Below are 23,165 nucleotides of genomic sequence, written 5' to 3'. Positions count from 1 at the left end.
GTAAACATTCTATTTAGATTAGTATCCTGGATTCTGGTAGATATTCGGGCAGTTATTAACTTCATCCTGTGGTATTGGAGCCAAGTTCATGCGCTCGTTATAGTTTCGTGTATCTAAAGTTACCCGTTGATATTCACCGTTAATTTTCTTTATTCCGACAGCCGGTAATCTCATTACATTTTTTGCTATCAGCCATCTTCTTATATCAAAGAATCGATGATCTTCAAAACAAAGTTCTACACGGCGTTCTTTACGTATGCGTTCCCGAAGGGTTGCCTGATTATAATCTGCGGCCAGTAAGTCTGTCGTGATACCGGCACGACGACGTATCCTGTTAAGCTGGGCTATTGCTTTTTCTCTGGCTGTATTCGTATCTTCAGCCTCATTCTCGGCTTCTGCATAATCGAGCAGGATTTCTGCATATCTCATCATTGGAAAGTCCATGTAAGTGGTACCACCTTTTCGATGATCGATACGGTCATCCAGGAACTTTGTCAGGAAGTATCCGCTTCCCCATCTATATGATTTTGACAGGTCTATTGCAGCTGGCTTACCGTTGACTAAAGGCCAGGTAGCACCATCACATAGAATACTCTGCGCCAAACGAGGATCCCTGTTAGCATAAGGAGAATTTACATTGTAACCGGAGTTTGGGTTGATGATGGCTTTCGTATTTGATTCATAACCGAGAATGGGCTGTGAGCCGTCGAGCATATCATAACAGTCTACCAGCCATTGGTTCGGACAAGTCAGTAGTTCTTTATTTACGTTCCAGGGGTCAAAGGCAGGCATCATTCCGTAAAGGTCATTTGCCGGTGCACGGAGAAATCCCATGATTACCTCACCATTGGCACGGGTATTGAATAATCGTGTGTAGCTCTTTTCGGGAGTGGTCGGATCTTCATATAAACGATAGAAATCTCCATTGTCAGCATATTCAATCATATCGTAGGCAGCATCAGCCGCTTCTCTCCAAGTTACTCCGGACGCATTGTGTAAGGGACTTGCTGCATAAAGTAATGTGCGTGCCAGATAGCCTAGGGCTGCTCCCCGGGTAGCTCTTCCGTAATCTGCTGCATCGTATTTGTCGGGCAATACTCCCGGCTCTGCAAGTTCTTTGAATTCATTAGCAATCCAACGGACTGTGGTTTCTAACGATTCACGTTTGATTTCGTCATAAAGTAACGGATCGAGTTCTTTGTCTCCGATTACTAATGCTCCGTAGAAACGAAACAGTTCGTGGTGATACAATGCACGCAGAAAGCGTACTTGGTTTTTCAGGGAAATCTTCTCTGCATCCTCCAATGGTGAACGATCTACGTTGTTCAGGAATGTGTTTGCAGAACGGATGGCTTTATAGTAAAATGTCCATGGATGGTCACCGCCAATCAAACCTTTGGAAGCATCAATTCCCCCTTTGATAAATTTCTCGAGTTCGGGAATAACTGCCCCTCCGGCACGGGTTGTATTTCCGGCTCCATCGTCTGTTGCGTTGTCAAGCATGCAAGGTGAACCACCAATGTTTGCCAAAAAACCAAAACTGCCAAGGCGGTCTCTTCCCATGCGCATACGTGCATACAAGTCGTATGCAACTTTGCGGGTCAATGTGATGTCCGAATAAACTTTCTCTGTATCCGTAAGATCCAGTTCGGTTTCTTTCATCAGGCTATCTGCACTACAACTGGCAAGCAGAACAGCCGTTACAAAGGATATAAATAGTTTTCTCATAAATTATTCATTTCAAACATTAGAAATTCAGGTTGATACCAAAATTTATTACTTTTTGTTGTGGATAGAATTGTCCATTACTATTGTTCGATGATTCAGGATCTACCTTCTTTACGTTATCCCATGTAAAGAGATTGTAGGCATTCGCATATACTCTAAGTGAACGTACTCCGAATTTTTTCAATAGTTTGCGAGGTATAGTGTAACCTAACTGAATGTTTTTCAGACGCAAGTATTTGGAGTCTTTCAACCAATAGTCAGATTTATAATAATTAGGATGCGCGGCAGTAGCTGCCTTAGTGAAACGTGGGTACGTTGCTGTTGCTGCTGTTTCCGGTGTCCATCTTCCGATATGCTCTTCGTAATAATTACCCCAGAAATTATCCCATGCAATATCCTGTTGCAGATAGATGGATGAACGGGCAGCTCCCTGAAGCAATATACTAAAATCAATTCCTTTCCAGTTCAAACCGGCAGCAAGAGAGAAAGTCATTTCAGGGACCGGATTATAGCCGATAGGAGCTTGGTCGTTAGAATCGATCACTCCATCATGATTCAAGTCTTTATATTTAATATCTCCAGGTCGGCTTACTTGTCCGAATTGAACGGGAGAACTTGCTACATCTTCATAAGAGCTAAAGAAACCGTCGGAAATATAGCCGATAAACTGTCCGATAGGATTTCCCGTTTGTGACATATAAGCATAGGGCTTTACAGATTCACTTTTCTCTACAATTTCATTGTGTGCATACCCATAAATCCCTTTTATGGAATATCCGAAATCTCCTTTTTGATCTTGATAGCCTATTTCCAGATCGTATCCCTGATTTGTTACGACACCATAGTTTATGGGAGCCAATCCGTTTGAACCGGCTGCTTGAGAATATCTTTCCGGTTCACATAGGATATTACTACGACGTTCTTTAAAAAAGTCGATACTGGCAGATATTTTATCTTTCAACCATTTGGTCTCAAGTCCTAAGTTATATTTCCGTGCAACTTCCCATGTGATATTCTCATTGGCACTTTTTCCTTGAATCAGACCTTTAATCGCAGGATTATGTGTCTCTCCAAAAGTGTAGCCTAGTCCTTCATCGTATCCTGAACGATAATAGTAAGAGAAACCTCCCAGCTTGTCATTACCAACTTCACCATAAGAGAAGCGTAGTTTAGTAAAACTTAAGATAGGGTTTTCTTTAAAGAAAGGTTCGTTAGTCAGTACCCATCCCACTGATGCTGCAGGAAAGAGCTGATAACGGTGTCCTTCCGCAAAACGGTTTGAGCCGTTATAGCCTGCGTTAACTTCGAATAGATAGCGATTCTCATAATCATAGTTAACACGTCCTACTAAAGCCTGATAGATATGAGGTACATAAGAATAGCGTCCACCGGGAGTGGAAGTGTAACTCATATTATAAAGTACCAGTCCAGATATATTATGTCCGGAGAAGGATTGCTTATAACGAACTGCCGCTTCAGCATACTTCCGATGTGTAGCTGCCGTTTTATTGGTGGCTTTTGTTGGCAACACCATTTCAAGTCCTTGTTTATAAGTCCCGTTTACAGGATTATATTGATAGATATTGGGACGCTGCTGTATGCTTCGGTTATTGCTCCAGCCTGCATCGTAAGAGAATTTTCCGTCTATACTTAATCCTTTTAACAGTTTTCTTAGGTTATATTTAAAAGCAAAATCTGTCTCAAGTTTGTTATTGAAATTAAGAAAAAATCCTGAATAGCATAATGTCACGAGTGGATTCTGTCTCCATATACCATCGGCGGCGGCATAAGTTCCATTCGCATTTAAGATTGGGAATGCTTGAGGAGAATTGCGGTAGAACATGCCGAACAGACGCAGTGCTTCCTGTCCGTCAGCATCATAGCCATAGGGGCGGTTCTGACTTCCGAAACGATAAGCAAGATTCACGGATACCTTGAAATCTTCAGTTAGGTTGATATCGATATTCGAACGAGTGGTGAGCCTACTGTACTTATATTCCGAATTATAACCTTCTTTGTATAAGCCTTTTGCTACATCGGGCGAGGCTGCTAAAAGAGTTTGTATTGTCTCATGCTCTTTAATTTTGTCTACGTCTGTCTCAAACATACCGGTTTGAGTGAAGTATCCCACAGAGACGAAGTAACGTACTGTTTTATTTCCGCCCGATAGGTTTACATTGTATTTCTGTTGGAGACCATTTTTCGTAAACATATCTACAAAGTCATTGTCCGGGTGTGTAAACGGACTTTTCTGGGTACGATATAGATAGTTGTCATATTCTGACAGGAAAAGGCCGCGAGTATTACCGGTATCGGAAGGGTCAAAGCCATCATTGATAGCACCCTCACGCATGAATCTTGAAACGGATTCTGAATTTAGGGTTTGGGATATGCGATTGAAGGAAGTAACACCAAATTCAGATGAGAAAGAAATTTGAGTTTCTCCTTCACGACCTCTCCGGGTAGTTACCAATATCACACCATTGGCTCCTCGTACACCGTATACGGCTGTTGCAGAAGCATCCTTTAACACGGAGATAGTTTCAATATCATCAGGGTCGATTTGCGCCATAGGTCGTTCTACCCCGTCAATCAGTACTAAGGGGCTAGAGTCGTTCAATGAAGCACGACCACGAACAAACATCGTAGCCTGATCACCGCCGGGACGTCCGCTCTCTTGTCGGGTTACTAGTCCCGGGATGCGGCCACCTAAAGCGTTTGTGACACTTGATACAGGCATGCTTTTCAAGTCTTCAGTTCCGACATTAGAAATTGAACCGGTCAGAGATACTTTTTTCTGTGTTCCATATCCCACCACAACAACTTCATCTAATTGTGCAATGTCTTCTTCCAAGGTGACATTGATAAAAGGATGATTCTTTTTTATGGCAATAGATTGTTCTATAAAGCCGATCATTGAGATAAGAAGTGTTTGCTCTGCTTCGTTGGACAATGTAAGAGTAAATTTGCCATCCAAACCAGTCACTATTCCATTATTAGTCCCTTTCTGAAGGACAGTAGCGCCAATCATCTCCATTCCTTGGGCATCTTTAACAATTCCGCTAACTTTGGTTTGTGCACAGACATGCCAGATGGAGCTGGTTAAGCATATGAATAATATTATTATCTTTTTCATGTTTTCTATCTATTAAATAGTTTTGATGCCCGTTACCAACCTGGATTCTGTTGGATGGAAGGGCTTTCCTTGATTACTTTCAGAGGAATAGGATGATAATACATGTAATCTTTAAAATTGCGTGCTTCATCTACTGTAATGCGTGTATAATGAAGCCCGGAAGCATTTTCTTCTACTTTCATTCCGATAATAGGTTCTTTAAGTTGATTGCCATCCATCCAACGTCGCAAATCGAAGTAACGATGTTCTTCAAAACAGAGTTCGATACGGCGTTCTTGCTTCACTTTTTCCATAAAGTTGTTATCTGTCACCCCATTAAGAAATTTATCATTTGTTCCGAATCCGGCTCTGGTACGTATTTTTTGTACGGCTTCTATTGCTGTCAAACCATAGCCTTCTGGATCCGCACTCATACCGTAAGCGTGGTGCATGGCTTCTGCGTAGGAAAGTAGGATATCAGATAAGCGAATCATCGGGAATAAGTGGAAAACGGTACCCACATTGGCCTGTCCGAAGTTCAGTGTTTTGTCCAGGAATTTAGCTAAGTAATATCCCGTATTGGTCGAACGGTTCTTCACTTGGTTGAGTCCGTCTATGGTTGTGTTATCACTAATTCGCGTATAAATGGTATTCTTTCCATAAACCGAACCGTCATATCCGATAATTGCTGCCAAACGCGGGTCTCTGTTAGTATACATGCTTGCACCGTCAGAAGAATGGGTATAATCGCTTCCATCTTTCATGGTAAATGCATCGATCAATTGCTGTGAAGGTACTGTACCTCCTCCCTGATCTTTTGAGATTGTAGGGGGATAATGTCTGTTTTCCAGACCATTGTCCTTAGCAGCTGTATAGAATAGGATATATTCCGGATTAGGATTGGCATTGATAAAGATCTTGTCGTACGTTTTAGCAGCAGTAAGAGCTATCAGATTATATTTTTTATTTCCATTCGGAGATATTGTTCCGTCTGCATTTAGATTGATTACATCTGCACAAGCTTTGGCTGCAAGTTTCCAACGTTCCGTCACATCCGAGCCGTCAGTATAGCCTAGTAGTGGATCGTTATTATCTGTTCTGTTGTAGAGTGGGCTTGCAGCATAGAGTAATGTCTTGGCTTTAATAGCAAGTGCCATTCCTCTAGTCATACGGCCATAAGAACCATTTCCACCTTCCGGATCAACTTTCAATACAGCGGCAGCACTCTCACATAACTGTACGATGTGATTGACGCAGTCTTTGAAAGAGTCTCTTGCCTTTGTCTGCAGTTCAGGATCGTCGACTTTGTAAATACGATCGACAATAGGAAAGCCTCCGTAGTGTCTTAACAGGTTAAACTCAAATAAGGCTTGTAAACATTCAGTTTCCGCACAATAGGTATCTTTAAATGCCTGGATGTCTTCTTCTGTCTTATTTTGTAACACCAAGTCAGCCTCACGCAAATACTTGCGGGCAAAAATGGCTTGTTGAATTCCCTTGTATGACTTATTCCAACATTCTTCAATCGGATTTGAAGAAGTGACATACCCACGAGACAACTTATGAATATCCGAATCTATGATTGTACTTATTCCATCATTGGTGGCTGCATCTAAAAAGGCATTTCCTACGTGGTTGAAGCCTTCGGGAATATATGCATACACCTGATTAATCGGTTTCAGATAGTTCTGTTCATTCGTAAAAATATCATCAGGCTGGGCCCAGTCATAGGGCATATCATCCAGATAATCACAACCGGAAAATGTTAGTGTTGCGCTTATTGCCAAATAAATTATCGATTTTTTCATGCTATCAGAATTTTAAGGAACAACCTATACTCATGTTTCTCGTCAAAGGAGCTGCCAGTGAAGGAGCTTCAGGATCAACCCATTTATATTTTGTCCAGGTAATCAGATTCGTTCCGCTAAGGAAAAGCCTCAATCCCTTAAGATGGATTTTCTGTATCATTTTTGTAGGAAAGTCATAGGCAACTTCCAGTGTTTTTAATCTTAAGAAATCAGCATCTTTCACATTTAATGTACTTATCTGCCTGTTATTAAGATTGGCATTGTCCAGTGTTGTTAAACGTGGGAATGTTGCATTCTGGTGTTCGGGTGTCCAGTAATCAAGTTGATGCTCAAATATGGTTCCGTTATCTGTGAAAGGATTCATCACAATGTCCGAATATTGACGAGAGACTTTTGCGGCTCCCTGAAATAATGCGGTGATCGAAAATCCTTTGTAGCCGACTCCTAAGTTAATACCATACATGATTCTGGGAATGTCTCCGTAACCGATAGGTACCATATCGTTTACATCAATCTGTCCGTCTTTGTTTATATCTTCATAACGTACATCACCTGGTTGGACATCAGAGAATGTTTGTACAGGGGAGGCTGCTATTTCTTCCCAAGAATTGAAAAAGCCTTTTGCAATGTATCCTCGATTTTCTCCTAAAGGCCGTCCCTGATTCTTCAACCATTCGTATGGCTGATCTACTTCACCGTTTGCAATCAGTTCATTCGTAGAATAAGAGAATGTACCACCTATGAAATAGCTCCAGTCTGCAATATTTGAATTCCACATGGCAGATAAGTCTACTCCATGACTATTGATTTTGCCTATATTCTGCTTAAATTCCTTTACATTGCCGACAAGAGAACTGATTTTGTTATTTACTACATACATATCATGACGGTTGTCTTTAAAAAATTCTGCCGTAACAGATAACCGGTCTGAAAATAGTCGGGTATCTATTCCGATATTCAGAATTCTAGCTTTCTCCCAAGTCAATCCGGGATTTGGAAGTATATCCTGAATGTATCCTCCAAGCTTTGTTCCCATGTTTACCCCTGTGATATAGACTTCGTTTTGCGGCCACATACGTCCCCTGTAATAAAAGGCGTCTACGCCGGATGAGTTGCCGACTTGTCCATAAGATGCTTTTAGCTTCAGGTAGGGCACTATTTTTTTTGCATCTTTCCAGAAAGATTCGTTAGAAACAGTCCATCCGGCAGATACTGTAGGGAAGAAACCGAATTTGTGTCCTGGACCAAATTTGTGAGATCCCTGATAAGCTCCGATAACATCGATGCCATATCTTTTATCATAATTATAGCCGAACCAACCATTTGCGCTTTGGAATCGGGTTGGCAATACCATTTCATCATTGCTTTCATATTGTTCATAGAAAGCTAAAGCCGAAACTCCATGTTTTCCAAAGGTACGGTTATAATCTAATTGAGCCACGATACCGGTCCGGCGGAAAGAACTGGTATTATCTACCTTGTTTATCATCGAGTCATCTTCGCGGGTCCGGCGGAGAACATTCTCATTCGTCGCATCCTTTTCGTAATATGCGAAAGTTATTGTACGTCTGATAGAAGAAATTGTGCGTGAATCCATGGATAGAGCAACAGAAGCTTTTAATCCCTCTGTTATGAAGGAAAGATCCTGTGAGAGTTTTGTGCGGAAAGAACCATACAATTGTTTGTCCTGGAAGTAGCCGGAGCGATTTAGCATTGCCCATGGATTTTCACGGAATGCATTTCCTGCTACAATTTTCCCATCTTCTGCATTGATAACATTGCCGTATTGATCTGTATATCCTTGGTCATTGTACCATTCTGGGAAGATTCCTTGCGGTAATGTGACTAGATTTTTATAGATATTTTCGGCTCCGCTGCCAGGGCCATTCTGACTTTGATACCAGCCATACAGATTTACATCCAGTTGGGTAGTGCGAGTTACGGCAAAATCGATATTGGAACGGATATTAAACCGTTCGGCAGAGTGATTGGTATTATAATCATGTGAATCATCTGTATTGAAGTAGCCATTGTTACGAGTATACATTGCATTCACGAAATATGTACTTTTTTCTGTTCCTCCTTGGATATTAAGATTATAGCGTTGGCTCCATCGGATATCCTTTAAATATTTATCAGCCCAATCTACATTGGGATATAAAATGGAATTAGGATCATTCTTAGCATAATTCATTATATCATAGTTCGAATACAAGGGATCCAGATTGTCATTATGGCGGGCTATGTTGTGCTGTCTTGCATAATCGGCTGCGTTTAATGACTTTAATTCTTTAAGTGGTTGTTGAGCTATAATTTGAGCTGTCAATTCAACCTGTGGTTTTCCCTTTGCTCCCTTACGAGTTGTAACCAGAATAGCTCCACTGCCTGCACGCATTCCATATAAGGCTGTTGCTGCAGCATCTTTCAATACGGTAATTGATTCTACTTCGTGTGATGACAAAACAGCAAAATCCCGTTCCTGTCCATCAACCAATACTAATACATCGGGCGAATTACTCCTTTGCCCTCTTATCCAGAATGAATTCTGTTCATTCACTAATCCACCACCTTGCACTTGTCGGGCAAAATAACCAGGTACCAGTCCGGCTAATACTGCCGAAAGATTTGTAACAGGTAGATTGCGTAACTGTTTACCCGAGATTGTGTAGGCTGAACCGTTATAATCTCCCATAGGGAGTACACGATATCCTAAATCCAAGGGTACATCTTCTTTGTTTTGGACATTTTGTGCCTGGCATATCAAATAGCCAGGAAGTAGCCCAACCAACAACATTTTTTTTAAGAACTTCATATGTACAATTTTTAAGTTAACGTCATAGTAATTTTATTGATTATTTTGAATTTTGTCTATTAATACCTTCATCCAGTATCCTCCGATCACCGAACGAGCTCTAAAGCCAACCCATCGTCCGCTGTCTGTATGGTGCCAGTCGCTGATAGGTACACGTGATACTGTTTCATTGATATATTTATAGACAGGATCAGAGAATTTCTGGAAGGTTTCCTTATCTGAAGACATAGCCGCCGTCCACATGATCCAGTCGGATTTTGTGTATTCTTTACGAGAGTCCAGAGGAAGCCCGTAAGGATTCTGCTTTGTCAAGTAATAGTTAATCTCTTTTCTGATAACATTATTAGGGAATAAATTCAGGTTCCACAACTTATCCCAAACCATGTTATATTTTTGACTCCAGGTATCTTTACGGTCAAAAGCCAGACGGTAATGATCTCCCTCATTCGCCATTTCTTCCCATTTCACTGCCATTTTCTTAGCTATAACAGCATATTTTTCAGCTACATCATTCAATCCGAGCATCCGAGCCATTTCGCTGTATCCGGCCACTCCCATGATAGCTTTTACAGAAAGATTGGCATTGTGTGCCCAATGTCCGGCGAAGTCATCCGTGCAAAGTTGGTTTTCCGGGTCCTGTCCAGACTAAGTTTTTTTTAGTTATTTAGTTTATTATCAGATATGTATAGCTAACATGTCTTGTTTCTGTGTTGTAATTAGTTGGTTTTTCGAGTGTTTTTGTAGTCTATAAAAATGATTTATTTCTAGGATTTGGGGTATCCCAGATTGTTTCAACAAATTCTAATTCTAGAATAAAATATCAACAGTTCATGCATGATAAAGAAATAATATATCCCCAAATGTAGTTTCAGGGATCAAATAAGATGGAATAAAGACATGATATATTAGTGGCAGTTTAAAACAGACTAAAATGATTCCATCCATTCACTTGACCGACAGATGTTTTTATATCCTTATCTCCATTATAAATCGCGAAACATTGTTCCGTTGGAGTATTAGATAGTTTAGCCCATTTTGAAATACCTTTAAAGAAATCCGGTGAATAAGTTGCTCCTGATTTGATTTCATAGGCATACTGTTTCCCGCCAACCATTCTTAATAAGTCAACCTCATTGCCAGTACTATCACGCCAAAATGATAATCCCGGTTCAACACCTCTATTATAGGATTCTTTTACAAATTCATTGATGACAAGATTTTCAAACAATCCTCCACGTAAAAAATGAGTAGTTATTTGTTCTGCATTTTGTATGTCAAGTAAAGAACAGGCTAGCCCTGTATCATAAAAATATAACTTAGGAGTTTTTACCAATCGTTTGGCATAATTGTTATAATCAGGTTTCAGTAAATAACAGATATAACTTGCTTCTAATATAGATAACCAGTTAGTAGCTGCTGTGACAGAAATTCCACATTCATTTGCTAATGATGAAAGATTTAATAATTGCCCTATGCGACCTGCACATAATTTGAGGTATTTAATAAATTTACTTAGATCCCCAATATTACGTAATAATCTCACATCTCTCTCTACATATGTTTGTATATAGAAAGGATAATAATCATTCGGATTTATAGCTTTATCATAAATACGTGGATAAGCTCCCTTAAAAACTTCTTCATTTACACTGGATGGCAATATTTCTCCTTTTTCCATTTCATAATGCGAAAACGGTAGTAGCTTGAGTACTGCCGTACGTCCAGCTAATGATTGATTCACACTTTCCATTAATAAGAAGTTATGAGATCCAGCCAGCATATACATACCTTCTTTATTCTCTTTATCGGTATGCGTTTGAATATAAGAGAAAAGTGACGGAACTCTTTGAACTTCGTCGATAATTGTTTTATCCGGATAGGTGGAAAGAAATCCTCTCGGATCATCTGTAGCAAATAATCTCATATCAGGATCTTCCAAAGATACATACTCATAGTCCTGAAAGGAATTCCTCAATAATGTTGATTTTCCAGATTGTCTAGGTCCTGTCAATGTGACAATCGGATATTTATTTGCCATTTCAATTAGCTTGGATTTCAATATTCGTTCTATCATTGCTGCTTTTATTTTATTATTTGCAAATTTAATCTTTAAAAGTGAATTTGCAAAACTACTCTGTTTTTTAATTTAAAGTTCTCTATTTATATTAGATCTTTTATAATCATATCTGCAGCATACTATAAGTAATTATAATTTAAGCAGCCTGTCATTGAGCTGGATTTAAACAATGGCAAGCTGCTTATTATTTATCTTATATTCAATAATATACCTTCTATCTGTTCTACGGAGCGTATCAAAGCTATTTTAGCATCAAAGAATTTCTTAAAAACAAGAACTTACATTCAACAACTGATTCGCATGAATAATTAAGGTTGCATTGCTTCATTTTAAACAGTGATGCTTATGACTAATTATTTCCTAGTGCTGTATTCAGTCGGAGAACACCTTCCAAAAGAGAAGCTCCACTTGCTTGTGCGCCCATAGAAGCAATATTTCCAGTAAATATGGATCCCCAATAATAGTTACAATACATTTCCGGATAAGTTCCACGAATCAAGTTTGCGCTCAATGTTTCTGCATTTTTTCGCAGGAAAAGAATCAGATTCTGCCTAAGTGTACTATTAGCAGCTTCATCCAATGCCAAATTGACTATATAAGGAATCAAAACAGCTTTAAAGATGCTTTGGTCCATAGACTGACCTTCATTACGCAAAATGCCATTAGTTAAGCACCTATCACTGGTTGTGACATAGCTAATTACTTTTTCTGCACATGTCAGATAATATTTTTCATTTGTAATATGATACAATTGCCTACTTGCTTCTCCATACGTACCTTGCGTATAGGTTAAAGGAGGTTCCTCTATTCTACCATCTCCCAATGTTAAGTAATTATTGTCGTAGGCAAATTTATGAAGTATTTTAGCATCTGATAAATACTTATCTTCATTGTATTTTTTATACAATTTGGCAGCCATCAAAGCACCGGGAGCATTGGTACATATATTCCGGCTTCGCCCATTAGAATTATTTTCATTATTCCAAGGAAGTCCAGTTCCTTTATCATCTGTCCATTTTCGTGTAATAATGTAAGTGTCATACAACCTCTTGGCTGTATCGGCAAACTTATTATCGTCTAACACTTCTGACATTCGTAACAAAGTCAGACCAATCCAACACATATCATCAGTATATGGGTTTGAAAAGCCTGTAGGATCGTTGTTGTCGTGATGATAATTATTTCCATGATTTTGAAACCATCTTTCAAAATATTCTTTATATGTCGCAGCCAATATAGGATTATTATCTTTGATACGTTCATAAGAATACAATACCACATCAATAGCATGAGCCTGTTGCCAATAAATATAAGTATTAGCCGAATTTCCAGATATATTTTGGGGTGATACCCAAAACGTTCCTTTCGTTTTATCCATAAACTGTTCAATAAGCACATACGTACAACTATTTGCCAAAGGCACTCCCTTATTCGATGGAATAGCAGTAATGGTGACTCTTTCTGATTTTCTTCCGTAGTTATCCACCACAACAACAGATATGAAATAAGGCTCTGCGGATGTCAACCGGAGTACATACCCTTCTCCTTTCTGGATCGTATTCACTCTTTTTTCGTCATTGGAACCTTTCTGTTTATAATAGATTTCTACCCCTAGCATATTGGTCACAGTAATCGGATTCGTCCATGTTAGATAAAGTTCATTGGGATTTTGTGTAATCTTAGCCTTCAAATTCGTCACTGGTGCAATTGTTATTTGCGAAGTATCGGTGTTACCTTCTATTGTATTGGCATCCTGTTCATTTGTTTCTCCACAGCCAATACATGAAAATATAAAAATTAAAAACAATACATATTTATTCATTGCGATTAGTAATAAACGATTGAAATGCTGTGGATATTTACAAATATCCACAGCATTTACAATCCCCATTTATAGTTTATTTATTTTTCGGTCAACCTTTAGTTTCCTTCTTCCCATTCGATAGCTTGGTCCTCATCCGGAATTTGAGTATTGATTTGACGTTCTAATGTCAACGAACCCATTACATGAAATTCAGTTTCTACACCGGGAATCGTTGTATAGTCTTTGAACGTATAGTTGATATTATTGATAATAATGGTTCGATGCATTAAGTAAGGACGGATAGCATCCATTGACTCAGTGATACTGTAAGAAGCAGTGATCTCATTATTAAAATCATCTTTACCGAGCGCAAACTGCATTTTATTATTGGGGTCTGCCGGAGAAAGCGTAACCATTCCATTATTGTTGAATTTTGCTTTAATCCGATATCCTTTCCTGTCTTGACGAGTTTCATCAAATAAACCTGCATAGAAGAATAACGTTTCATCGTCAACTACATACATCATAACATAATTCTTCACGTATGGTGCATCTGTTTCTGAACCATTCAAATATGTTTTGTAATTTACAGCACTATAGTTTCCTGAATAATCATTGAATGGCATCACACGAAGCAATGCCTTCCGATAGTGCTTTCGATAGTTTGGGGTATAGTTTCCATCAGGTGATTCTTCGATAGTCAATGGTAATACCCATTTGTCTGATAAGTCAATGCCCTCCATTGAAAAGTCGATAGGCATTAATGCTACATCTTGCCCGGCATTGATCTGCACCGTTTCTGAATGAGAGTAGAATTTCTTTGGCAATACTTGATAGTATAAATCGGTACGATTATTGAAGCGTTCTTGGTTCAGTACTTCCAAGGTATCCGTATCCAAACCAACATGTACTGTAATGTTACGTTCATTGGTAGTAGATCCGCTCACAATGACTGGTAACTGAAATGTCGTCTTTTCATCACCAGATCTATAGCGTACATTGATTCGAGATACACCATCACTGTTAATGGGAGCTTTAAATGATATATAATGTGTAAACTGTTCATTTTCCCATTCATCATTGCACGAACTACATAAGCCGGCTATGGGTAACAGATATAATAAGATATTTTTCAGTTTCATATTCTAGTTTTTTTAGATTAATCATTGTAGGTCCATCCCGGGTTTTGGGTCAGAAGTTTATTTCGTTTCAGTTCACTGTGTTTGATGGGCCAAAAATACATTTTCGGTGAGAAAGTAGCAGAAAGATTTGATATAGGAACCGGTGTGTGGAACAGGTCTTTATTGGCATTACTCATAAATGTATAACAACCGTAAACCGGCATTGCTTCCTCTACTTCCGCATCTTTCCAGCGTCGAAGATCATAGTAGCGTTTTCCTTCAGCAAAGAGCTCAATCTGACGTTCGCGTTTTAGTTTGATGCGAAATTTAATCGGGTTACTATATGTATCTGCATCATAATCGGGGACCCCGGCACGCATGCGTATTGGTTTTATACCTGTACGCATATCTTCTACGTTGCGGCTGATTGTGTAAGTGATGGAGCCATCCCAAGAAGGAACTTCATAACTAGTAGTCAATTCATTCAAAGCTTCTGCATACATCAGCAGGATATCAGCATATCGAATAGCTGGTTCATCTTTATCTTTTACCTTGGCTGCATCGCTATTATAATAGGTGTCATCAGGATGCACATACTTAGCTACCCCAATGCCGGTGCGCAACCAGAACATACTATTTGCATAACCATTTCCATCTCCGCGATAATAGAATACTTGTTGATCTTGATTCTGAACTTCTGGTTCATTACCTAGATGCCAGTACATACCGTTATAAGCAATGGACGCATAGAAACGTGGTTCACGTTCAGCATATTGCAAAGATACTCCATTTGGAAGCGGTTTGTGATCTGTATTATTTGTTGTATAACCAGTTGTGCGAGGGCGAGTATCTATGCGTCCTTGATAAGCTGGAGTGCCTGCATATTCAGAGTTCATTCCCGGACAGTCAGTACCATCGCTCATATAATAGGCATCTACCTGTTTCATGGTGGCACCGTGCGTATTCCATCCTTTAGCTACAGTAGGCAATTGATGAATGACCATATCTTTGATGCGTTCACCGGAAATATTCTTTCCACGAGTAAAAATCAATTCCGGATTGTCCATAGCAGTTACCTGTCCGTTGAATAGAGAACGATAAGATTCGAACGGATCAATATTCTGCCAACCTTCGGGAAAATGTTTATAACTATATTCCGGGTGAATCGGAGGAGCGATGGTAGCAGGAAAAGCAATAGAATGAGTCGACCGGAAATCGGCTGTATAAATATGGTAAACGCCTAGTCCCATTACATCTTTGCAAGCAGCTGCTGCTTTAGCCCATTTACTGTTGTCGTATACAGGATTTAATAAACGTTTCCCGTCACGGTTGGCCATTTGCTGTGCATACGCATCATCGTTGCCATTCATTAGCGGACTCGCAGCATAAAGCATTGCCAAAGCACGGGTAGCTAAGGCAGCACCGCGAGTAGGACGGGTAATGGAAAGCTGGTCTCTTTTCAAAGGTAAACCCTGTGCTGCCAAGACCATCTCTTTAGCGATATAATCTACACATTCATCGTATGTATTGCGGGGAAGTTCCAAATCTTCGTATGACTGATTGTAATCAAAACCCTCATCCGGAACCAGTGGAATAGGACCATACTTCCGGAGTAACAACCAATAGTAATAGGCACGAACAAAGCGGGCTTGTGCTTTGAGGTCAATGATTTCCTCCGCACTATGCTCAATGCTCATATCTGCATACTGGATGAAAATAGAAGCCTGTCGAATACCATTATAACAACGGTTCCAAGTATCTTGGAAAGTGTTTTCATCGTATGCTCCTTCACGGAATTTATTATAAGATAAAGCACCGCCTTTGGTTGCATCCACTGTAACATCATCATCGCCATAATACATGCAATCATCAAACACAAAAGGTGTATTACGTTTACTTGCAACATCACAACATTGTCCCAACAAATAGGTATACGCCTGTGCCAACCATTGTTCTGTTTTTTTATAGTCGGTAAAAACTTTATCAATTGTTTCTCTATCCTCAAAAATGTAATCAGAATCCAAATAATCGGAACAAGAAGTGGAACTGATCGCAAAAATTGCGATTAATAGTATATATATTTTTTTCATATCATTAATCATTTATAAGTTAACGCTCAAACCTAACGTTACGGATTTGGACAATGGATATTTCTCTCCATTATTGCTACCCATTTCCGGGTCCCAGAGTTTGAAACTAGACCATGTAAGTAAATTGGTTCCAGTCAAGAAAATACGTACATTATTAAAATGTATTTTGTTAACCAGTGCTTTGGGAAGTGTGTAGCCGATATCAACCGTTTTCAGACGTACGTAGGAACCGTCACGCAACCAGTAAGTAGAGTTGCGGTAGTTATTAGTATAAGCATAAATCGTTGTATTTCCATTTCCTTGGTCCGTGTAACTTAGGCGGGGGAAAGTAGCATTGGGATCCTCGTTGGCTGCAATACCTAATTTCTCGGCAGTATCCGCATCTACCCAGCGATTATCCAAAGTTCCTTTAATAATATTACCCCATTGCCCTTCGCTGAAAGCTCTGATACATTTCCCGGACAAGAAAAACTGCGACTTGCCCGCGCCTTGAAAATGCAAATTGACATCAAGTCCTTTCCATTTAACAGAAAGCCCAAGACCATAAATCAGATTCGGACGATTAGTAGCTCCTACTGCTACAATATCGTTGTCATCCACTACACCATCACCATTTACATCTTTGTATTTAATATCACCGGGCATTACAGGACCATACTTTTGAGTAGGACTATTGCGAATATCATCGTAATCCTTGAACAGTCCTAATGCAATCAATCCTTTATTCTGGTTCACTCGATAGCCCTTTTGCATTTGATAGGGATATACATTGTTAGCTTCGTCTCTTTCAATAATCTCATTTTTGCTGTAAGTCATATTACCACGTACTGTCAAACTTACCTGATTGAACTTCTGTTTGAAAGAGAAATTGCCATCGAATCCCTTGGAATTTACTTTACCGACATTTGCAAAAGGACTCTTTCCTTGCAGACCAATCATACCTGGCAAATACTGGCGTTGCATGAAAATTCCGCTACGGCTTTCATCAAAGTAATCAACTGTCAATTTGAATTTGTCATCAAACAAAGCCAAATCTACTCCCAAATCTTTCTTCGTTGCCACCTCCCAAGTAACTTGGTCGGAAGCTAGTCCTGTGTAAGTTAATCCTGTGAATCCATAAGAACTACCGTAGTTTGCCCAATCATAACTATTGCCCTCGCCAATTGCGTACAGATAAGGGAAACGTACATCTGCATTGTTATGACGAATCTTATCATTACCTACTTTACCATAAGAGAAACGCACTTTGAACATACCCATCCATTTCCAATTCTTTTTGATAAATGATTCTTCTGCAATGTTCCATGCTAAAGAGTATGCCGGGAAGAAACCGAAGCGATGCCCTTTTGCGAAATTCTCCGAACCATTATAGCCGAAGTTGAAATCTACGAAATATCGATAGTTCCAGTTATACGCAATTCGCCCTGCCAATCCTTGATTACGTCTGTTGACACCATTTTTCAGATCATCACCTAAGTCTTGTGTTTTGATGTACGAGTCCTGTGTGTATTTCAACGTAGCATTGAGATGATGTGCCTTAAAACCGCGTTCCCAATTAAGCATCATATCTAAAAATTCACGACGGTTACCGCTAGAACCACTTTCTTGATGCATATTGCTACTATCCGAAATTTTCTTGAATACCAAATTTCCATTTTCATCGCGTGAACGTTCGGCACTCCATTGCTCAGGCCATTTACGACGATTGATGTGATTGTTATTATAGGTATCATAGCCGAAGCGTCCAACAAATTTCAGACCTTTGGTAATAAACTTCAAATTCTGTTCCAACGTAATATTTGTCTGAATCACATTTTCCCAGTTTTCATTGAATCCAGTCTGTGTAGCTGCTACCCATGGGTTTGTTTTGTTGCCTGTACCTACTGCCGGAACACGACCGTTGGAATAAAGTAAAGGAGTACGAATGGCGGTATAGCCAAAAAGTTCACCCCATACATCTGCATCACCCAGTCCCGGACTGTTTCTCTTAGATAACCAACCGGATACACCTAACTTTAATAGTGTAGTTTTCGTGATATCAATATCTGTATTCAGACGATAGTTGTAACGACGATAGTTTGCATTAGTGTTGTAATCGTCTTTCAACGCTTTATCAGTGTTGTACATGCCTTCTTCATCAAGGTAACTAATAGAGGCGTAATACCGTGCAGTAGAACCACCACCGCTTAAATTCAGGTTAACGCGGTGTTGCCATGAGCCTTTCCTCAACAATAAATCCATCCAATCCACATTCGGATAGAGATCTGGGTCTAATCCGTTTTTTAGAATCTCCAGTTCCTCCGGTTGATATACAGGTTCATAATTGCGTGTAATTCGTGACTCATTCAATAAGTTTGCATACGAAATCCCGTCTTCAAATTCAGGTGTAATAGTGCGCATGTTGTAGGTGGTTTGTGCCTTTATGTCAATCTTGATTTTTCCGGATTTACCATGCTTAGTGTTAATCAATACAACGCCATTAGCTCCTTTAGAACCGTATATTGCAGTAGCGGAAGCATCTTTCAAGATAGAAAAGTCTTGAATATCCTCAATGTTGATTTCATCCATGCTACGTTCGAATCCATCTACCAAAATATAAGCACCGGTTCCAGCCCCAAATGTGGAAATACCGCGAATCCAGAATTCTGAAACATTTTGTCCTGGTTGACCGGAAGTCTGGCGGGCTAATACACCTGCAACGTTACCTGCCAAAGCATTAACAACACTAGACGACGGATTAGCCATCAGATGTTCCATGTCTACTGTAGTGATGGCACCGGTTTGTACCAATTTACGTTGTGCACCGGTACCTGTGATTACAACCTCATCAATAGTAGTAGCTACATCTTCTTCCATTTTTATATTGACCGAACGCTGTTCCTTAATCAATACTTCTTGTGTCTTATATCCAATATATGAGAAGACCAGTCGGTTATAAGGTTCTACTTTAATGGTATATTTCCCGTTGATATCAGTAATGGCTCCTAATCCGGGAACATCCTTGACGATAATATTCACACCAATAAGCGGTTCCTTATTACTGTCAGAAACAATACCCGATACAGTAACAGTTTTCTGAGCCATTGTGCCGGTTACTACACATAGCAACAGTATACATAAAATTGTTATTTTTTTCATTTTTATACGGTGTTTATTCATTAATATCTTCTTCAAGGCCAATCTTTCTGATTCGATAGTTGTTGGCGTCTCCCACATATATCGTATTATCACGCTCATCCCACGCAATTCCTTTAGGCCGATTAAAACGTGCATCTTCTCGTAAGCGGCCATTTGCATACCCCCATGGGTTTGAATTCAAACTAGCGCTACCACGTCCGGCATAGGTAGTCACTTGACCCAAAGGAGACAAGATACGAATGGCATGATTATGTCTGTCTGTCAAATAGAAGTCATATTCATCCGAATTTCCGGCATATTCCGGGTTCTTTACAAATACACCAGAGTAGGGATTACCGAATCGAGCCTGATTACCGACCCCATCCTGATAAATATAAGTGTCTTTGTTACTATTAACACCTGCAATGACATAGGGAGCGGTAAAGGTTTCCCCATTGAAATCTGAGCGAAGAATATAATTGCGATTGATGACCATGAAATAAGCATATTTACCAGTTGGATGAATCATAATATTGAACTCCCATTCTTTGTCTTGCACTTTTAATATTGTCTGAGCGGCATCATCTGCTGTACCAGGTCTGACAGGGGTTGTTCTCTTTCCTGTTGCAAATTCCTCTATAACATATTTCTTTACCCGATAAAGCAGACTGTTCTGGTAATTGGAGAAGTAGAGGTCGCCAGTAGTAGGATGTATTGCAGCAGCTTGGCATCCTTGGTTCTGTACGATCACCCTTCCATTGCCCCACGTGAACCCACACGGCTTCGTTCCTCCTTCAATTCGATCGAACATCATAACAGCCGTACTATTAACATTTCCTTGCGCTAATCCTACAATCATGTGATATTTTCCATTGTCATCTTTATAGAAATCAATGGTTCGGCAACGCTGTGAGCCTACAAATGAGTTCTTGGGAATCATTGTATAGACCTGCTTGTTTGTGAAGTCAAAACAACGAATACCTTGTCCTACACCTTCAGCGTCTCCTGCGTCTTCTGCATCATATAGCAAATTATGGTCCTCCGGGTCCCAAGTCATAAAACAGGGATTCGTAATGGAGCCACAATCATTAAACGGACCATCTTTTGCTGAATTGGAACCTTGCTCACTAGTTGCACCACACAAGGAACTTACCACCACTTGGCGTTGATATTCAAACTTAACTTCGGCTACCTCGGCTGAATAGATTTCTTCTCCTTGTTTGATAGTTACCTGGATTTCACCCGAATAAGCCTTCGTTGGTACAATACAATATATGACAGTTGATTGTACGTTGACCACAGGCGCCTTCTGTCCGCCGATAGTGACTTCTATCAGAGACGGGTCATTGCCGAAGTTTTCTCCATAAATAAGAACCTTCTGACCTGCAGCACCATTAGTCGGACTGATTTCCTTGACACTAATAGGAAGCTGCGGATTAAAGGGACTGCCACCACTTCCTTGAGCCGGAGTGACTTCTTTTCCATTATCGCAACTCTGTAATAGAAAAGTGGTCAATGTAAACATTCCCCATAAAATGCCCAAACAGGCTTTCATTACTTTTTGTTTCATAATAAATTAGATTAAATATGTTAATAAAATCGCATAAGCAATAAGTATTACTTGTTTTTCTGTATAGGATATTTATTTCTGAAAGTAGGGCGCCACTTCCAAGATGGAAGGTGCGTTACTCTTGACGGAAGGCCATCCATCGTTACTCCAAATCAGTTTATCCATTAAAACATATCTTCCGTTTTCGGCTTCTTTCTTCTTGTAACCGTGGTAGATGATCCAGTCAGTTCCTACATCATCCTGAATCAGAATGGAGTTATGTCCAGGTCCTGCCCAAGTTTCATTGCCACTCATAATGATTTCACAATAATCATACAACATATCCCTTCCTGTCTTATCTAAATAAGGTCCAAGCACATTCTTTGAACGCCCTACCACAGTTTGATATGTACTGGTTGCTCCATTACAACAAGTTCCTATGGAAGCAAACAAGTAATAATATTCTCCACGTTTGTATATGTTGGTCCCTTCAAAACGATTTCCACAAATACGCTTCTTCAGGACTGGGGTTCCATCCGTGTTTTTCTTTATTTCCAGACCATTATCCGTGAGTTCTGTAGCATAGATACCCCGAAAACTTCCCCAAAACATATATTTTTTGCCATTGTCTTCATAAAAGAACTGGTCAATGGAATTTTGTACCCCAATCACTTTCGAGTCGATCAAACACCCTTTGTCTATAAATGGTCCTAGAGGGGAGTCTGACACAGCAACTCCTACATTACTTCTCCACTCATCTCCCCATATAGCCCATGAATAATAAAGCACATAATGATTATTGAAATAACGTATCTCTGGTGCCCAAATATTGTGGTCGCCACCCCAAGTGGGGCGAGTAGCATCCGTGAAAGCTGTACCCTTATACTCCCAATTCACCAAATTTTTGGAACGATAAATAGGAACATTTCGAGTATTCTCTGTTCCATAGAGATAGAAATAACCATCTTGGGCACGAATTACTGTAGGATCTGGTGCGCTAAAAGCAATAATCGGATTGCAATAACCACGCACTAATGTCAATATCCGGACAGACTTATCTATTAACACTGTTTCGCTATCGGCATTCGTTAGACACAGAGGAAGTAGATAGTACGTAGGATGTAGTTTAGTTGATTGAATAGTTAATTTCGTAGAAGCTTGATTATTCCCTGCAGAATAAGTCAACCCACCAAGAGTATACGAGTCATCAGGTAGCAACTCATAAGATGTTCCATGAGCTGCATTATAATCATTTACCAACTGTACAGCCTCTGGTGCAACACTTAACGTACAATGAAATGTACTCTGGTTTGTGCCACTAAAATCATAATAAGATTTAATGTCTACTTCTACTTTTTCTTGGTTTAATAGTATTTCTCCGCTAATACTCTCCAACTTGACAATAGCTGCTTGGACATCTATCGTAAGAAGTAAATTTCTTTTGTTTTCTTGAGCGCTAACCGATGCACTTTCTAACCGAAGAGGGAGTACATAATTAGTTTTTTCCCTCTTCCATCTTGAGAAGATTTCAGAGGAATGAAATTGAATTTCTATACTTTTTTGTTTCTCATTCGCTTTCAGTGTTAACATTTCCTCTAGCTGATAAAGATCTTCTGGAAGCAGTTGAAAGTTTGTTCCATTGTTAGAATTATAAGCTTTCAATTCACTGTCACTCCAAGTTTTCAATCGAACAGATATCTCTCCATTCAAAAGGGTACTCTTGCAAACAAGCACATTGTATGAAACGAAATTCTGGTCGGGCACTAGATTCAAATTCTGGAATCCATTCTGTTGTAAATACACAGATACATTAGTCTCATCTCCTTCTTTTCCATTCGACTCTTCATTATTATCGCTTGTCGAACAGGAAAACCAGAATAGTGTGCTCAATAGCATTACTAGATTCCATCGAAGAATTGATACAGTAGATAAGTTACACATAAT

At 39.6% G+C, this 23,165-nt stretch carries 11 protein-coding genes and 1 pseudogene; all 12 read right to left on the bottom strand.

The annotated features are described in order from the left end of the window. Positions 1-18 precede the first annotated feature (18 nt). Positions 19-1,728 (bottom strand): RagB/SusD family nutrient uptake outer membrane protein, encoded by a 1,710-nt coding sequence (locus tag N5O98_RS06455; RefSeq protein WP_004309533.1) that lies wholly within the window; start codon positions 1,726-1,728, stop codon positions 19-21. Positions 1,729-1,747: 19 nt separating this feature from the next. Continuing rightward, the gene (locus N5O98_RS06450; RefSeq protein WP_118161304.1) at positions 1,748-4,864 is read right to left on the bottom strand and encodes a SusC/RagA family TonB-linked outer membrane protein; all 3,117 of its coding nucleotides are present in this window, start codon (positions 4,862-4,864) and stop codon (positions 1,748-1,750) included. A gap of 32 nt (positions 4,865-4,896) precedes the next feature. Further along, positions 4,897-6,651: a RagB/SusD family nutrient uptake outer membrane protein gene (locus N5O98_RS06445; RefSeq protein WP_032855919.1), complete on the bottom strand. Its 1,755-nt coding sequence runs from the start codon at positions 6,649-6,651 to the stop codon at positions 4,897-4,899. A gap of 4 nt (positions 6,652-6,655) precedes the next feature. Next, positions 6,656-9,463: a SusC/RagA family TonB-linked outer membrane protein gene (locus N5O98_RS06440; protein ID WP_004309537.1), complete on the bottom strand. Its 2,808-nt coding sequence runs from the start codon at positions 9,461-9,463 to the stop codon at positions 6,656-6,658. A gap of 33 nt (positions 9,464-9,496) precedes the next feature. Continuing rightward, positions 9,497-10,105 (bottom strand): annotated as a pseudogene (locus N5O98_RS06435) (glutaminase domain-containing protein); the annotation flags it as partial. Positions 10,106-10,379: 274 nt separating this feature from the next. After that, positions 10,380-11,537 carry an ATP-binding protein gene (locus N5O98_RS06430; RefSeq protein WP_004312317.1) on the bottom strand — a complete coding sequence of 386 codons (1,158 nt, stop codon included), beginning with the start codon at positions 11,535-11,537 and terminating at the stop codon, positions 10,380-10,382. Positions 11,538-11,889: 352 nt separating this feature from the next. Continuing rightward, positions 11,890-13,431 (bottom strand): glycoside hydrolase family 76 protein, encoded by a 1,542-nt coding sequence (locus N5O98_RS06425; protein WP_004312318.1) that lies wholly within the window; start codon positions 13,429-13,431, stop codon positions 11,890-11,892. 29 nt (positions 13,432-13,460) lie between these two features. Next, the gene (locus tag N5O98_RS06420) at positions 13,461-14,486 is read right to left on the bottom strand and encodes a DUF4973 domain-containing protein (protein WP_004312319.1); all 1,026 of its coding nucleotides are present in this window, start codon (positions 14,484-14,486) and stop codon (positions 13,461-13,463) included. A gap of 17 nt (positions 14,487-14,503) precedes the next feature. Beyond that, positions 14,504-16,555, bottom strand: coding sequence for a RagB/SusD family nutrient uptake outer membrane protein (locus N5O98_RS06415; RefSeq protein ID WP_022200108.1), 2,052 nt, complete (start codon positions 16,553-16,555; stop codon positions 14,504-14,506). Positions 16,556-16,567: 12 nt separating this feature from the next. Continuing rightward, complete coding sequence (locus N5O98_RS06410; RefSeq protein ID WP_022200107.1) at positions 16,568-19,693, bottom strand: SusC/RagA family TonB-linked outer membrane protein; 3,126 nt, start codon at positions 19,691-19,693, stop codon at positions 16,568-16,570. 13 nt (positions 19,694-19,706) lie between these two features. Next, the gene (locus N5O98_RS06405) at positions 19,707-21,242 is read right to left on the bottom strand and encodes an IPT/TIG domain-containing protein (RefSeq protein ID WP_022200106.1); all 1,536 of its coding nucleotides are present in this window, start codon (positions 21,240-21,242) and stop codon (positions 19,707-19,709) included. 72 nt (positions 21,243-21,314) lie between these two features. Then, the gene (locus N5O98_RS06400; protein WP_224262801.1) at positions 21,315-23,117 is read right to left on the bottom strand and encodes a family 43 glycosylhydrolase; all 1,803 of its coding nucleotides are present in this window, start codon (positions 23,115-23,117) and stop codon (positions 21,315-21,317) included. Positions 23,118-23,165: the final 48 nt, after the last annotated feature.

Source organism: Bacteroides sp. LFL-34, assembly GCF_027257075.1.
In the GTDB taxonomy this organism is placed as follows: domain Bacteria; phylum Bacteroidota; class Bacteroidia; order Bacteroidales; family Bacteroidaceae; genus Bacteroides; species Bacteroides ovatus.
This window is presented reverse-complemented; position numbering and strand designations above follow the sequence as displayed.